Here is a 15,336-nt window from a genome sequence, read left to right as displayed (position 1 = left end):
ATGTTCATCATGCGTGTGAAAGATCTAACGGTGCTTTTGGGCGTAATCGGAATTGTATTGATGATGGTCGTTCCTGTCAGTGTGCATGTAGTGGACGTTCTGCTCATCATTAATATATCTCTTGCGCTTATGATTCTTCTTGTCGCGATGAACACCCAGGAAGCACTGGACTTCTCCATCTTCCCGTCACTTTTGCTGATTACCACCTTGTTCCGACTGGCCTTGAACGTATCCACCACCCGGAATATCCTGAGCCATGCCGACGGCGGCAGAGTGGTTGAAACCTTCGGCGGTTTTGTGGCCCAGGGCAATCTGGTGGTGGGTTTTGTTGTGTTCCTGATTCTGGTTGTTGTGCAGTTCATCGTCATCACCAAAGGCTCCGAACGGGTGGCTGAGGTTGCGGCCCGGTTTACCTTGGATGCGATGCCCGGCAAACAGATGAGTATTGATGCCGACCTGAACGCAGGTATGATCAATGAAACACAGGCCCGGGAGAGAAGACGGAAGATCGAACGGGAAGCCGACTTCTACGGCGCCATGGACGGTGCCAGTAAATTCGTTAAGGGCGATGCCATCGCCAGTATCATTATCCTCATCATCAATCTGGTCGGCGGTCTGATTATCGGGATGATTTACCATGGTATGGGCGTGGCGGAAGCAGCCAGTCTCTTTACCCAAATGTCCATCGGTGACGGTTTGGTGAGCCAGATTCCCGCGCTGATGATCTCGACTGCTTCCGGTCTGATTGTGACCCGGGCCAACTCGGAGGGCAACCTGGCCTCCGACCTTACCGGGCAGCTGCTGCAGAATCCCAAGCTTCTGTTTGTTGTGGCAGGTACCATCGCGCTTTTGGGCATCGCTACTCCCATCGGGGTTTTGATTACCTTCCCCGTTGCCGCCGTTATTCTCTTCAGTGCCTTCCGCTTGCAGAAGAATCTGAACCAGAAGCTGGTGGAGGATGAAAAGGCAGAGGAGCAACAGCAGATCGAAGAGGTACGGAGTCCGGAAAGTGTTATCAGCCTGCTGCAGGTGGACCCCATCGAATTCGAGTTCGGCTATGGCTTGATTCCGCTGGCGGATACCCAGCAGGGCGGGGATTTGCTGGACCGGATTATCCTCATCCGTCGACAATGTGCGCTGGAATTAGGCATTGTTGTGCCTGTTATCCGAATTCGCGACAATATTCAATTAAAACCGAATGAATATGTCATCAAAATTAAAGGAAATTCAGTGGCCCGTGGTGAATTACTACTTAATCACTACTTGGCGATGAGCCCGGGTTTTGATGATGAGTCCATCTCAGGCATTGAGACCATGGAGCCGGCCTTCGGCCTTCCTGCCCTGTGGATCGATGATTCAACGAAGGAACGGGCCGAAATGTCCGGTTATACTGTGGTGGATCCGCCCTCCGTGGTGGCTACCCATCTGACCGAGATTATTAAGCGCCATGCCCACGAGCTCATCGGACGTCAAGAAACCAAGGCGCTGGTGGAGAATGTCAGAGAAAGCTACCCGGCTTTGGTGGACGAGCTAATCCCCAATGTGGTTACGGTTGGCGATCTGCAGAAGGTCCTTTCGAAGCTGCTCAAGGAGAAAATATCTGTCCGCGATCTGGTAACGATAATGGAGACATTGGCCGATTATGGCGGCTACACCAAGGATCATGACATTCTGACCGAATATGTGAGACAAGCCTTATCCCGTCAGATTACCCAGCAATACGCCGGCGGCGGGGATGCGCTGAAGGTGATTACGGTAGGGCCGTCCTTGGAGAAGAAAATTGCGGAATCGGTGCAGCAGACGGATCAGGGCTCTTATCTGGCTCTTGACCCGTCGTCCTCCCAGACCATCTTCCACAAGCTGAATGAGCAGGTGACAAGAGCCGTACAGGGTGGACTCCAGCCCGTCATTCTGACATCACCCACCATCCGCATGTATTTGCGCCAGCTGCTTGAACGGACCTTGCAGGATATCCCGGTATTGTCCTACAGCGAGCTTGAGCCAAATGTCGAAATTCAAAGCATGGGAGTTGTGAATCTATGAGAGTAAAACGGTATGTTGTAGATTCCATGCCCGACGCCCTTGCGCAAATTCGGACGGATTTAGGCAAGGATGCCGTCATTCTGAATACCAAAGAAATCCGCTCAGGCGGGTTTTTAGGGTTATTCAGCAAGAAAAAAATCGAAGTGATTGCAGCGACGGATGCCCTTGGCAAAGCCGAATCCAAACCGAAGACCGCACCGGTTCAACGTGCCGTCACCCCGCAGTCTGCCACCCCAGTCGCTGTATTGGAGCAGCCGCGGACCGCCAAGGAGGACAGGACGGCCGAATTGTTGGAATCTATCGAACGTCTGGCTGGCAAGCAGTCCGCACCGGCTGAACCGGAGCCTGCGCCGCGTCCGGTGGTGCCCATGAGTTTGGGTGCAGCGGCATATGGCGCCAAATCTGTGCAGGCGTCCGCTTCCGCAGCGCCCGTGCCTCCCGTTCCCGCGACAGCTCCTGCAGTGCCCCTCAAATCTGCCGCGGAGCCCCGCAGAAAGCCGTTGGAGGAGCCCGTGGCAGAGGACCCGGTATTAAGCGAGCTCCGGGCTATGAAGCTGATGATGAAGAACTTTTCCCGCGCAGGTGCTGTTCTGCCGGAGCCCGATCCGGTTCTGGCCGCTCTTGAAGCGAGGCTGCTGGAGCAGGAGATCCTGCCCGAGCTGGCCAAAGAGGTGGTTACAACAATTGAAGAGGGTTTGACGGAAGAAGAGGACGGTTTAACGCCGGCGCGCGCGAACCAATTGGCTGCGGAGAGGCTCAAACAGATTTTGGGTGATCATCCGCGTAAGCCGCTTCAACCTGAAACCCGCATCGCCCATTTTGTGGGTCCAACCGGGGTAGGCAAAACCACCACCATCGCCAAGCTGGCGGCCGAGCAGGTGCTCCGTCACCGCCGGAAGGTGGGTTTTATCACCTCCGACACATACCGGATTGCGGCTGTGGAGCAGTTGAAGACTTATGCCACCATTTTGGGCATTCCGCTGGAGGTAGTATTTTCACCCCAGGATCTGAAGAAGGCCTTCGATAATTTGAAGGAATGCGATATTGTGTTCATGGACACCGCCGGACGCAACTTCCGCAATGAAATGTATGTATCCGAGTTGAATGCTCTTCTGCAGGGCGATCCCAGAAGCGAAACCTTCCTGGTGCTGAGCCTGACCATGAAATACAAAGACATGAAGGCTGTTGCCGAAAATTTCTCCCGGTTCAGGCTGGATAAGGTTCTTCTTACCAAAAGGGATGAAACGGAGACCTTCGGTCCCATTCTCAATCTGCTTCATGAATATCCGTTGGCGCTGTCGTACATCACGACCGGGCAAAATGTCCCTGACGACTTCAATGTGGTGAGCGAGGATGAACTGATCGCCTTGATACTGGGGGAACAGGCAGATGAATGACCAGGCGCAAATGCTCCGGGACTTGGTTCAAAAGCGTGAGCTGGCCCGCAGCGCCGGCAGAAAAACCCGCATTATCACGGTCACCAGCGGTAAGGGCGGGGTAGGAAAATCCAATTTTACGTTGAATTTCGCTCTGGCGCTCCAGGCTAAGGGGTTGAAGGTGCTGGTATTCGATGCGGACATTGGTTTGGCCAATATCGATGTTCTGATGGGGGTCACCCCCAAATACAACCTGTACCATCTGCTCAAAAAAGAAAAAACCATCTGGGAGATTATCCATACCGGCTACAACGGTCTGGAGTTTATCGGCGGCGGTTCGGGCTTCAATGATCTTCTTGATCTGAAGGAAGAGGAGCTGAATTATTTTGTGGAGCAGGTCAGCCAATTAAACGGCCACTGCGACGTGATCCTCTTCGACACCGGCGCCGGGTTATCCAAGGAAACGCTGAAGTTTATATTGGCGGCGGAGGAAACCATCGTGGTCACGACGCCTGAGCCTACTTCCATTACCGATGCTTATGCAATTATCAAAATGGTCAATAACCTGCAGTCCGGGATCAATTTCCGCCTTATCATCAACAGGGTGACCGAACCCAAGGAAGGCAAGCAGACTGCAGATAAAATAACACTGGTGGCGAAGAAGTTTTTGCAGATGGATATTCCCACCATGGGTTTTGTGTCCGATGACAATCATATTTCCAAAGCGGTGAAACGGCAGATTCCGTTCACTGTTGCGTATCCCCATTCACCTGCCTCGCGGAATCTGCAGGAGATTGCCGACCAGTACGTGCAGGGCAGACCTGTAGAGAATGCCGGCGCGGCTTCGGGTGTGAAGGGGTTCCTGTCCAAAATGATGAGGCTTATGAAGTAAGGCTCCAATCACAGATATTATTGCTAACCAGAGGGGGAGGACCGGGATGACGAAAAAGCGGGTTTTAGTGGTTGACGATTCCGTTTTTATGAGAAGAATTGTCTCGGATCTCGTTGGAGAACATCCGGACTTCCAGGTGATCGCCACAGCCAAGAATGGTGTGGAGGCCGTACAGATGGCCAAAGAACTGCAGCCGGACTGCATCACCATGGACGTGGAAATGCCGGAAATGAACGGCCTTGAAGCGCTGAAACGGATTATGAAGGAAAATCCGCTTCCGGTGATTATGCTCAGTTCGTTAACCAAGGAAGGGGCTATGGAAACCATTCAGGCGCTGGAGGCCGGAGCCATTGACTTCGTGCAGAAACCCTCCGGCTCCATTTCCCTGGATTTGTTCAAGGTTAAGGAAATGCTCCATGAGCGTTTGGAAATTGCGGTCAAATCCAATATAAAGCGGTTGAATTCATCGTTCCCGGCAGTGGGGGCACCGCCTCCGGCCGATCCGGCTCCGCCGAAAGCACCACCGCGAAAAGAGCCTCCCGCAGCCCCCAGGCTCCGGTCCATGATGCCTCCGGCACCACTTGCTGCGGAGCAGACCAAGCAGCAGCGGCCCCATGTGCAGCCGGAACGCAAGGCTGAACGCCCGCAGCCGCGGCCCGAACCCAAGGCGGTTCCACCCTCCGCTCCGCCGGTAAAGCCGGCAGCTCCCGTTGCGAGAGTGCCCGTGAAGCATTTGGTAGCCCTGGGAACCTCAACGGGAGGGCCAAGAGCGCTCCAGCAGGTGCTTACCGGTTTGCCGGAGGATTTTGGGGCACCTATCGTTATCGTGCAGCATATGCCGCCCAATTTCACCAATTCCCTGGCGGTAAGGCTGAACAGCAATTGCCGTATACAGGTGGTGGAAGGCCAGGACGGGATGATTTTGCAGCCAGGGACCGCATACATAGCTCCCGGCGGATTCCAGATGCGGGTCATATCCGAGGGCGGCGGCGTTTACCGGCTCGGCATAACAGCTGAACCGCCGCGGGGCGGGCATAAGCCCTCCGTGGATACGCTGTTCGAATCGGTACTGCCCCTGCAGGAGCTGAAGCGCCATATTGTCATTATGACAGGTATGGGCAGCGACGGGGCCAAGACGATGCTGGAATTGAAGAATCAGGGAGCCGCAACAACCATTGCCGAATCCGAGGAAACCTGCGTTGTATATGGCATGCCCCGTGCTGCCGTAGAGCTGGGCTGCGTGGATCACTTGCTGCCGGTGCATGAAATCCCTAATCAATTGATACGCGCGTTAATGAAGTGATCCATAAGCGCTTAAAGAGCAGGGCCCTTGTCCCGCCGGTGAGCAAAAGCGGGAACAATGCGGTATAACCAGTCGGAGGTGCATAGTATTGGAACTGAATCAGTATCTGTCGATGTTTATTGATGAATCAAAGGACCATCTGCAGGCCATTAATGAAAATTTGCTCGCTCTGGAGCAAAGCCCCGAGGATATCAGCATAGTCCAGGTGATTTTCCGGTCGGCCCATACGCTTAAGGGTATGTCGGCAACCATGGGTTTTGAGGACCTGGCCAAGCTGACCCACGAGATGGAGAATGTATTGGATCTGGTGCGGAATAACAAGCTTTCCATGAACTCATTCATTTTTGATTGCCTCTTCAAAAGTACGGATGCCCTGGAGACCATGGTCAATGACATTATCGAAGGGGGCACCGGCCAGGCCAATGTGTCCGATATCGTCAAAGCTCTGAAATCCATCGTAACCGGAGATTATGCGAAGGAGCCTGCAGCCTCTGAGGCACAACCGGCTGAGGCAGGAGGCGGCGGCTCGTCGGCTATGCAGATCGACGAGTTCCAATATTCCGTGCTGGAGCAGTCCGTATCTGCTGGACATAACGCCTATTTCATCGAGGTTGGCGTTAGAGAGGATTGCGTTTTGAAAGCGGCGCGGGCTTATATGGTGTTTGATATCTTTGAGCAGAACGGGGAAGTGATTAAATCCGTCCCCTCCATTCAGGATATCGAGCAGGAGAAATTCGACAGAGTCTTTTCCGTATTCTATGTCACCCAGCTGCCTCAAGCCGAGCTGGACAAAATGATCGGCAATGTGTCAGAGATCGATTCCGTTAAATCCGTTTTGTTCGATCAGGAAAGTCTGAAGGAGCTGAAGGAGCAGAAGCAGGAAAAGCCTGCAGCTCCCGCTCCGGCCGCTTCCGAAGCACCGACGGCAGGACAGGCACCGAATGCGCGGGAAGCCACCCCGGCACCCCAGGCCCCGGCAGCTGCCAAAACGGGCCATCAGCCTGTGGCCAACCGCACCATCCGGGTGGATATCGACCGTTTGGACATGCTGATGAACCTGTTCAGCGAAATGCTCATCGACCGGGTGAGGCTGGAGCAGCTGGCCAGCGAAATCCGCCGCCAGGAGCTCACGGAAACTGTAGAGCATATGGCCCGGGTCAGCAGCGATCTGCAGAATATTGTCCTGAAGCTTCGGATGGTTCCGGTGGATACCGTGTTTAACCGGTTCCCGCGGATGGTGCGGGACGTGGCCAAATCCTTGAACAAAAAAGTGGATCTGGTGGTTACCGGAGCCGACACGGAGCTTGACCGGACGGTTGTGGATGAAATCGGCGATCCCCTGGTGCATCTGCTCCGCAACTCCATCGACCATGGCGTAGAGCCTATCGATGACCGCGTGGCAACAGGCAAGTCGGAAACCGGCACCGTATGGCTGCGGGCCTTCCACAGCGGAAACCATGTTTTCATCGAGATCGAGGATGACGGACGGGGTATCAACCGCCAGAAGGTTCTCCAGACTGCCATCAAAAAAGGCATCGTCCGCGAGGAACAGGCGGAGCGTATGACGGATGATGAAGTGGCGGCTCTCCTGTTTGCTTCCGGCTTCAGCACCGCAGACAAAATCTCCGACATTTCCGGACGCGGCGTCGGTCTGGATGTGGTCAAGACCAAGATTGAATCCCTGGGCGGCGTGGTGGCGGTGGAATCCAAACCCGGCAAGGGCACCAAATTCTCCGTACAGCTTCCGCTGACCTTATCTATCATTTCGGCCATGCTCATCCGGGTGAATGATGAAAAGTATGCGATTCCGCTGTCCTCCATCGTGGAGACGGCTGTTATCCGCAAAAGCTCGATCCGCAATGTTCAGGGTGTGCCGCTTCTGGATTACCGCAACTCGGTGATTCCGCTGGTATCCCTGGCGCAAATTTACCAGGTGCCGGACAACGGGCAGCCTGAGCGGGACGAGACGGAAATCGTCATTATCAAAAAAGGCGAGAAAATGGCGGCGTTAAGTGTTTCCGAGCTTATCGGACAGCAGGAGATCGTGCTGAAAAACCTGGGCAAATACCTGAATAATGTGTTTGCCGTATCGGGAGCCACCATTTTGGGTGACGGACAGGTTGCACTTATCATGGATACCAACGCACTTATCAAATAGGGGTAACAATTAGGAGGAAGAGGCATGGGAGCTGAACTGAAGGTTATTGTGTTTGCGCTGGCCGACGAGGAATACGGCGTCGAAGTGGAGAAGGTCAAAACCATTGAACGCATGATGCCCATGACGCGGGTGCCAAAAACCTATTCATTCGTCAAAGGAGTCATCAATCTCCGCGGCGTCGTGGTTCCGGTCATCGATCTCCGCGGCCGCTTCGGGCTTCCGGAGCAGGATTATACCGATAATTCCCGGATTGTTATCATTGTCGTCAACGAAATGGAGGTAGGCCTGATTGTGGACTCCGCCAATGATGTGATTGATGTGGACAGTGATGCGATCCAAGATCCGCCGGAAATTGTGGGTGGGGTCAGAGCTAAGTATTTGCAGGGTGTGGCCAAGCTCGGAGACCGGCTTCTGGTGCTCTTGAACCTGCAGGAGGTTCTGAACAAGAGCGAAATTGTGAAATTGGAAGAGCTGGAAGGAGCGGAGTAAGTGAGCGATTTCAGGCCTTTTGCCGATTTGCAGCTGGACGTTCTGAGGGAAGTCGGAAATATCGGCGCAGGCCACGCGGCCACTGCCCTCGCTAAATTATTGGACAAGCCTGTGGACATGATGGTGCCCAAGGTGCGGATTGTGCCTTTTGAGGAGATTGCCGAAAGCGTCGGCGGTGTCGAACAGGTGGTTGTAGCCATTTTCTTGCGCATTGATGGTGAAACGCCGGGCAACATGTTTTTTATCCTGACACAGGAGTCCGCCAAACGGCTCTTGCGGAAGATTGTTGGCATTGAAGTGGAAAACGATGCATTTTATTCGGAAATGGAGCTTTCTGCACTGAATGAAATCGGCAATATTCTGGCCGGGTCTTATCTTTCCTCTCTTGCGGATTTTACCAATCTTAATATGCAGCCGACCGTTCCGTCTCTTGCCATTGATATGGCCGGTGCGATTCTCACCTACGGCCTTTTGCAGTACGGGGAGATGGGGGACCACGCACTGTTGATTGATACGGCATTCCTGGAGGGCAAAGATGAAGTGGAGGGGCATTTTTTCCTGATTCCCGATCCTGAGTCCTTTGACAGAATTTTTGTAGCGTTGGGAGTGCCTCACGAATGACCCAAGACGGAATTATCAAGGTTGGAATGGCAGACTTGAATGTGGCCGCCACGACGGGCATTCTGAAGACGACGGGTCTCGGCTCCTGTGTCGGCGTTACGCTGTATGACGCCAGAACCAAAATCGCCGGTATGGCGCATGTGATGCTGCCGTCTTCGGATATTGCCAAGGAAGGGAGCCTTAACATCGCCAAATATGCGGATACGGCACTTCCCGACATGATTGCCAAGATGGAAAAGCTGGGAGCGGCGGTCAGCCGGATGGAAGCCAAGATGGCGGGGGGCGCACAAATGTTCGCCTTCTCCAACAACAGCGACACCATGCGGATCGGTCCCCGGAATGTGGATTCCTGCAAGGAAATGCTGGCCCGCTACCGGATCCCGATTCTGTCTGAGGATACCGGCGGCAACTACGGACGCACCATTGAGTTTGATTGCACGACCGGAAAGCTGATGATCCGCAGTGTACAACACGGAGTAAAGGAAATATAGCCATGGCCGGAAACATGAAATGGAACCTTGTGACGGGATTAATCGGCTTTGCGGGCACCTTGGCCCTCTCCATGCCGCAAAACATCTTGAAGACGGCATTCATTCAGAGCCTATACAGCTTTATCTTTCTTTTTCTAATCACGTTTTTGGCTCGTTGGCTGCTGGGGCTTATCGCCCAGTCCGCCCATACTCCGGAATCGGCGGCGGAAGCCGTTAGCCGGGAGCTGGAGCGGGAGGAAGAAGTAAGAGGAACAAGGATTGACCTGGCCACACCGGAGGATGATTCGCCCGTATTACCCCAGGCAGAAACCGACACCGGCTTTACGCCTCTGAATCCGCCCAAGCTTTCCACCGATTTCGGGGAGCACCGGACCGAGGACGCAGTAAAGGCATTACGCCAGATGACTGATAAATAAGGTGGTGAACCTTGACCTTGATGGAGCATAAAACATCCAAAATTTCCCATATGGAGCTATGGCGCTTATGGAAGGAAGAAGGCAAGGTTGAAGCCAAGAAGGAATTGATTGAGCTTTTCTTGCCGCTGGTGGATTTCGTCAGCAACCGGTTAGCCATCGGGCTTCCGCGGAATGTTTCCAAGGAAGATTTGAACAGCTACGGCATACTCGGTCTCATCGATGCTGTGGAGAAGTTTGATTACCTGCGCGGATTGCAGTTTGAGACCTACGCCTCCTGGCGGATCCGCGGTGCCGTCATCGACGGGCTCAGACAGGGTGATTGGGTTCCCCGCTCCGTGCGGGAGAAAGCCAAGAAGGTGGAAGACGCATACCAAAAATTGGAGCAACAATATTTGCGCTCGGTTTCCGACGAGGAAATGAGCGTGCATCTTCAGATCTCCATTCCCGAATTCCAGCAGATGCTTCAAGACATTGCCGTCACGACCATCGGATCCTTCGATGATCCCATCCGGGATGAGGAAGCGGAGACCCGCTTGTCCTTGCTGGTTGACGAACGGGCTGCCAAACCGGAGGATACCGTCAACGAGGTATTCCTCAAGGAAATGCTGGCCAAGTCTATTGAACGCCTGACGGAAAAAGAACGGACAGTGGTTTCCCTCTTTTACTTCGAAGACCTATCCCTAAGCGAAATCGCTGAAGTCATGTCTCTTTCACCTTCTCGAATATCCCAGCTTCATTCCAAGGCCATTCTCCGGCTGCGTGGTGGTTTAAGCCGGTTCAAGTTACAATTAATGCAGAATTCATGAGTGTCGGAAGAAGGTGCGATGATGGATGAGCAGGTCCTGCCTTTGGAATATTACGTGAACCTTACGGTTTCCAACGACAAGCTGAAGGCGTTTGTTCATTTTACGAACGTGGAGCAGGGATTTTCGTGCAAGCTGTCCCAATTGGAAGAGCTTCTGAAGAATAATCACATTGTTTATGGCATTGATCAGGGAATACTGGAGCAGATCGCCAGGGATGCCGGCCCTTTTCTTGCAAGAAAAACAATGGTGGCTTCAGGAGAAGAGCCTGTAGACGGCAAGGACGGCTATATGGAATGGGTCTTCGATTTGGATACGAAAACAAAAAGACCCATGGAACGTGAGGATGGGACTGTTAATTATAAAGAAGTAACATCCATTAACAATATTCAAAAAGGCCAAATCATCGCCCGCCGCATTCCGTCCGAAGAGGGCAAAAACGGCAAAGCTGTTACAGGCGAGCCCCTGTTTGCCCGAACCGGCAAGGAAGTGCGCTTCAAGCTGGGGAAAAACGTGATTACCGATGCCGAGCAAAGCGGCATCTACGCGGCTATCGACGGTGTTGTGGTGAAAACGGACCGTGATAAAATCAATGTATTCCCCATCTATGAAGTAAACGGGGATGTGGACTTCAATGTTGGCAATATTAACTTTATCGGCTCCGTTGTCATCCGCGGGAATGTGCAGCCCGGCTTTAAGGTCCGGGCTGCAGGGGACATCCGCATAAGCGGCGGGGTAGAAGCGGCGGAGCTGGAGGCGGAAGGGTCCATTGAAATCAGCGGAGGGATCCTCGGCCAGAATAAAGGCAGCGTAAAAGCCGGGAAATCCATTAAAAGCTCGTTTATCCAGGATGGCATCGTGGAGGCGGGGGAGGATGTTATCGTCTCCCAAAGCATTATGCACTCCAGTGTCCGTGCCGGCCGCTCAGTTGTCTGCCAGGGGACCAAGGGACTGATTGTCGGGGGCACCGTACAAGCGGGCGAGAAGGTTGTGGCCCGGACGGTAGGCAACTCTATGTCCACCATTACCGCCATTGAGGTGGGGGTGGCTCCGGAGCTGCGGAACAAGCTGGTGCAGCTGCGGCAAAGCTTGCGTGAGCATATGGATAATATGGACAAAACGGTAAAAGCCCTGGTACTGCTGGACCAAATGGCCGCCAACGGACAGTTGAATCCCGAACGCCTCAGCATGCGGATCAAGCTGGTGCATACCCGCAAGCAACTAGTGGAGGCCATGTCGGTCATTAAGGATGAAATTCTGGTGATTGAAAAATCGCTGGAGGATACGGATAAGGCAGTGGTGATGGTCACCTCGATGATTTATGGCGGAGCCAAGGTCGTAATCGGGCGGTTCACCCGGTTTATTAAGGACCCCGCCTCACATGTATGCTTTAAGATGGAAAGCGGGGATATTGTAACCACAGCCAATTTTTAATGCGGGAGGGGGATAATGATGAGCCTCAAAGCGGTGGACATGTCATTTGCCGTACATAAGAACGCCGATGCCGGGCAGCTTCAGCGGGAAATCCAGCAGAAGCCCCAGGTGGACCAGATGGCCTTGGCCGAGGTGCAGCAGCGGACTGCAGAAGGTGCCCGCAAGCGCGCCGAAGGGTTGAAGGAAACGGATAAATCCGCAATCCGCAACGGTCAAGAGGAGAAAAAACGCAGGCAAGGCAGCGCCGCCCAAACTTCCCAAGGCACATCAGACCCCTCCCCCAGCCAGACTCCAGTCCAGGCGGAGCATCCCTACAAGGGCCATCATGTGGATGTGTCCCTGTGAAAACAAGGGCCTTACGGCCGGAAGAAGCGGAAGTGACGGTTTATGAATGAGCCATACATATATGTAGTTCTGATCGGGTTATGCATACTGGTGTTTTCCTTTTTGTTCGCCAAACCCAAAAAACAGGCTCCGTCCGAATCCCCGCAGATTATGCAGGAGGTGGAGGAAACCATGGAAGGGTTTATGGCCGAGCTGGAGGAGGACAATAAGAAGCTTCTGGACACCATCGCCCATATGAAGGAAAACCATAACCAATCCCTCCACAAGATGACCGAGCGGATGGAACGGCTGGAGCAGGAATTTCAGCAGGAGCGCCAGGACTGGAAGCGTCTTGTATTGATGACCGCGGAGACGGGGCAGGCGACTGCCAGAAGCGCCGTGACGCCTCAAGCGCAGCCCCTTCCCCAGCCGGAGCCGCTTCCGGTTCCGGAGGAGACGCAGAAGCCCGCCGCGGGCATCCGTGGGCGTTACGAGGAAGTGCTGCGTCTTCATGATGACGGCAAATCGGTGGATTACATTGCCCGCAAGTGCGGCCTGAATAAAGGCGAGGTTAATCTGATCATCCAGCTGGCCCTACAGGAGGAGGAGGCAAATGCAAAAAAATAAGCCTTTCCAATACGGATTGGGCACCGGTATGATTGCCGGCGCCCTGCTGCTGCAGCTGATGATCTCGGCCAAAGGAGCGGGCACGCCGGTTCTCCCGGAGCCCGGAATCCCGTCTTCCGCCCCGCAGCTGACCGCCCAGGAGATCCGGGATAAGGCGGATGCCTTGAATCTCCAGGTCTATGACAAGGGGATCAAGCTTTACAAGCAAAACGAGCTGGATGATTCAGTATCCAAGGCTGTTGCGGCAGCCAGAGCGGAGGAGGCGGCCAAAGCCCAGGCGCCGGGCAAGGAAATCACCGTCTTTATCACCGAGGGAATGTCGGCCTCCATGGTCTCCGACTACCTGTTCCGCAGCGGAGTGATCAGCGACAAGCAGGCATTCGATGAGGCGCTGCGGTCCAATCAATTAAATACGAAAATCCGCTCCGGGCTCTACAGCTTCGGGGCCAATCATAATATCCAGGACGTGGTCGCGCGTTTGACAACACTTCCCCCCACCTGACACCCCCGCTGTCTCCCAAGGAGGCAACCGGGGTTTTTGCATATCCTGGGGCCATTATTCGACAGTTGCATCCATTGTCATGTTATGCTATATTTAATAGCGGTGTTAAAAAACACACGCCGGCGAATCCCGGAAACGGTGCTCTCAAGCAGAGTTTTTCCGTGGAGATGAAGTTGGCGGAGGGACACTAAAAACCAAATTGTGAGGAGGTGTGTGAGGATGGCAGTTATTTCCATGAAACAGCTTTTGGAAGCTGGGGTACACTTCGGTCACCAAACCCGTCGTTGGAATCCGAAAATGGATAAATACATCTTCACCGAAAGAAACGGCATTTACATTATCGACCTGCAAAAGACAGTTAAGAAGGTCGAGGAAGCTTACAACTTCGTTAAGTCTGTCGCAGCAGAAGGCGGCACTTTCCTGTTTGTAGGCACCAAGAAACAAGCTCAGGATTCCGTAAAGGAAGAAGCTGAGCGCAGCGGCATGTACTACATCAACCAACGTTGGTTGGGTGGTACTCTGACCAACTTCTCCACCATCCAAAAGCGGATCGACCGCCTGCATGAGCTGGAGCGTTGGGAGCAAGACGGCACCTTCGACGTGCTGCCGAAGAAGGAAGTTATCATCCTGCGCAAGGAAATGGAGCGTTTGGAGAAATTCCTGGGCGGCATCAAGAACATGAAGGGCCTGCCGAGCGCATTGTTCATTATCGATCCCCGCAAGGAACGCATTGCCGTTGCCGAAGCTCGCAAGCTGGGTATCCCGATCGTTGGCATCGTGGACACCAACTGTGACCCGGACGAAATCGACTATGTGATTCCCGGCAACGACGACGCTATCCGCGCAGTTAAGCTGCTTACAGCTAAGATTGCCGATGCCGTTATCGAAGCTCATCAAGGCGAACAAACAACTGCGTAAGCAGTGATATAACCAAACGGCAATATACCAGGGGTGGGTTGAAGGTGTAATAACCTATCACCACCCCTTTTTTTCGGGAAAACCGTGTTAAGCCCAACCCAATTTTTCGATTCCCGGCTACCGGGGACGATCACTTTCAGGAGGTCAAACCATATGGCAGTTTCTGCTTCCGCAGTAAAAGAATTGCGTGAAAAAACAGGCGCCGGCATGCTGGATTGCAAAAAGGCGCTGGACGAATCCGAAGGCAACATCGAAAGAGCAGCTGAGATTCTTCGTGAGAAGGGCCTTGCCGCTGCCGCCAAGAAGGGCGGACGTGTTGCCACTGAGGGCGTAGTTGAAGCTTATATCCATGCCGGCGGCCGTATCGGCGTCCTGGTGGAAATCAACTGCGAAACCGACTTCGTAGGCAAGACTGAGCAGTTCCGCGAATTTGCCCGCGACATCGCCATGCAAATCGCCGCTGCTAACCCGAAATTTGTGCGCCGTGAGGAAGTTTCCGGTGAAGAGCTGGAGAAGGAAAAGGAAATCCTCCGCGCTCAAGCCCTGAACGAAGGCAAGCCGGAAAAGATTGTAGACCGCATGGTAGAAGGCCGCATCAACAAGTATTATGAAGAGTACTGTCTGATGGAGCAATCCTTCATTAAGGATCCGGACAAGACCATCGACACCCTTCTGAAAGAAAAGATTGCCGCCATCGGCGAAAACATCTCCATCCGTCGTTTTGTTCGTTATGAGCTGGGCGAAGGTCTGGAGAAGAAGCAAGACAACTTCGTAGAAGAAGTTATGGCGCAAGTGAAGCAATAAGACTGTGCCGGATAGCACGCAAAAGTCGGAACACGATTGGTGTTCCTTCTTTTTTGCGGGCGACATCCTAAAAAATGGGGGACAGCTGCGGCTTTTCCCCTTTTTTTGCAAAAATGAGTTGGAAAGAATCGGGTA

General features: G+C 53.6%; 16 protein-coding genes. All 16 read left to right on the top strand.

Annotation, left to right across the window (positions count from 1 at the left end; translation table 11 throughout):
• Window positions 1-9 precede the first annotated feature (9 nt).
• The 16 genes from flhA to tsf all read left to right on the top strand — a co-directional run bounded on the left by flhA (window position 10) and on the right by tsf (window position 15,201).
• Window positions 10-2,043 (top strand): flagellar biosynthesis protein FlhA, encoded by a 2,034-nt coding sequence (gene flhA, locus ACI1P1_RS02175; protein ID WP_416214701.1) that lies wholly within the window; start codon window positions 10-12, stop codon window positions 2,041-2,043.
• Complete coding sequence (flhF, locus tag ACI1P1_RS02170; protein WP_416214700.1) at window positions 2,040-3,440, top strand: flagellar biosynthesis protein FlhF; 1,401 nt, start codon at window positions 2,040-2,042, stop codon at window positions 3,438-3,440. The genes flhA and flhF overlap by 4 nt, the downstream gene beginning before the upstream one ends.
• On the top strand, window positions 3,433-4,311 hold the full coding sequence (locus ACI1P1_RS02165; RefSeq protein WP_416214699.1) for a MinD/ParA family protein: 879 nt from the start codon (window positions 3,433-3,435) through the stop codon (window positions 4,309-4,311). The genes flhF and ACI1P1_RS02165 overlap by 8 nt, the downstream gene beginning before the upstream one ends.
• 46 nt (window positions 4,312-4,357) lie before the next feature.
• Window positions 4,358-5,614, top strand: a complete 1,257-nt coding sequence (locus ACI1P1_RS02160; protein ID WP_416214698.1) for a protein-glutamate methylesterase/protein-glutamine glutaminase — start codon at window positions 4,358-4,360, stop codon at window positions 5,612-5,614.
• Between the two features lie 88 nt (window positions 5,615-5,702).
• Window positions 5,703-7,772: a chemotaxis protein CheA gene (locus tag ACI1P1_RS02155; RefSeq protein WP_416214697.1), complete on the top strand. Its 2,070-nt coding sequence runs from the start codon at window positions 5,703-5,705 to the stop codon at window positions 7,770-7,772.
• A 24-nt stretch (window positions 7,773-7,796) separates the two neighbouring features.
• The gene (locus ACI1P1_RS02150; protein WP_416214696.1) at window positions 7,797-8,261 is read left to right on the top strand and encodes a chemotaxis protein CheW; all 465 of its coding nucleotides are present in this window, start codon (window positions 7,797-7,799) and stop codon (window positions 8,259-8,261) included.
• Window positions 8,262-8,882, top strand: a complete 621-nt coding sequence (locus ACI1P1_RS02145) for a chemotaxis protein CheC (RefSeq protein ID WP_416214695.1) — start codon at window positions 8,262-8,264, stop codon at window positions 8,880-8,882.
• Complete coding sequence (locus tag ACI1P1_RS02140) at window positions 8,879-9,373, top strand: chemotaxis protein CheD (RefSeq protein ID WP_416214694.1); 495 nt, start codon at window positions 8,879-8,881, stop codon at window positions 9,371-9,373. The genes ACI1P1_RS02145 and ACI1P1_RS02140 overlap by 4 nt, the downstream gene beginning before the upstream one ends.
• A gap of 2 nt (window positions 9,374-9,375) precedes the next feature.
• Window positions 9,376-9,789, top strand: coding sequence for a hypothetical protein (locus ACI1P1_RS02135; protein WP_416214693.1), 414 nt, complete (start codon window positions 9,376-9,378; stop codon window positions 9,787-9,789).
• A gap of 50 nt (window positions 9,790-9,839) precedes the next feature.
• Window positions 9,840-10,595: a FliA/WhiG family RNA polymerase sigma factor gene (locus ACI1P1_RS02130; protein WP_416214789.1), complete on the top strand. Its 756-nt coding sequence runs from the start codon at window positions 9,840-9,842 to the stop codon at window positions 10,593-10,595.
• A gap of 21 nt (window positions 10,596-10,616) precedes the next feature.
• Complete coding sequence (locus ACI1P1_RS02125) at window positions 10,617-12,026, top strand: DUF342 domain-containing protein (protein ID WP_416214788.1); 1,410 nt, start codon at window positions 10,617-10,619, stop codon at window positions 12,024-12,026.
• A 15-nt stretch (window positions 12,027-12,041) separates the two neighbouring features.
• Window positions 12,042-12,371, top strand: coding sequence for a hypothetical protein (locus ACI1P1_RS02120; protein ID WP_416214692.1), 330 nt, complete (start codon window positions 12,042-12,044; stop codon window positions 12,369-12,371).
• Between the two features lie 42 nt (window positions 12,372-12,413).
• Entirely contained in the window at window positions 12,414-12,977 is a 564-nt protein-coding gene (locus ACI1P1_RS02115) for a hypothetical protein (protein WP_416214691.1), read from the top strand.
• Complete coding sequence (locus ACI1P1_RS02110) at window positions 12,964-13,479, top strand: hypothetical protein (protein ID WP_416214690.1); 516 nt, start codon at window positions 12,964-12,966, stop codon at window positions 13,477-13,479. Before ACI1P1_RS02115 ends, ACI1P1_RS02110 begins: the two co-directional genes overlap by 14 nt.
• A gap of 219 nt (window positions 13,480-13,698) precedes the next feature.
• Window positions 13,699-14,397 carry a 30S ribosomal protein S2 gene (rpsB, locus tag ACI1P1_RS02105; RefSeq protein WP_416214689.1) on the top strand — a complete coding sequence of 233 codons (699 nt, stop codon included), beginning with the start codon at window positions 13,699-13,701 and terminating at the stop codon, window positions 14,395-14,397.
• Between the two features lie 153 nt (window positions 14,398-14,550).
• Window positions 14,551-15,201, top strand: coding sequence for a translation elongation factor Ts (gene tsf, locus ACI1P1_RS02100; protein ID WP_416214688.1), 651 nt, complete (start codon window positions 14,551-14,553; stop codon window positions 15,199-15,201).
• Window positions 15,202-15,336: the final 135 nt, after the last annotated feature.

The organism is Paenibacillus mesotrionivorans, from assembly GCF_046098205.1.
GTDB lineage: Bacteria > Bacillota > Bacilli > Paenibacillales > NBRC-103111 > Paenibacillus_AR > Paenibacillus_AR mesotrionivorans.
This window is presented reverse-complemented; position numbering and strand designations above follow the sequence as displayed.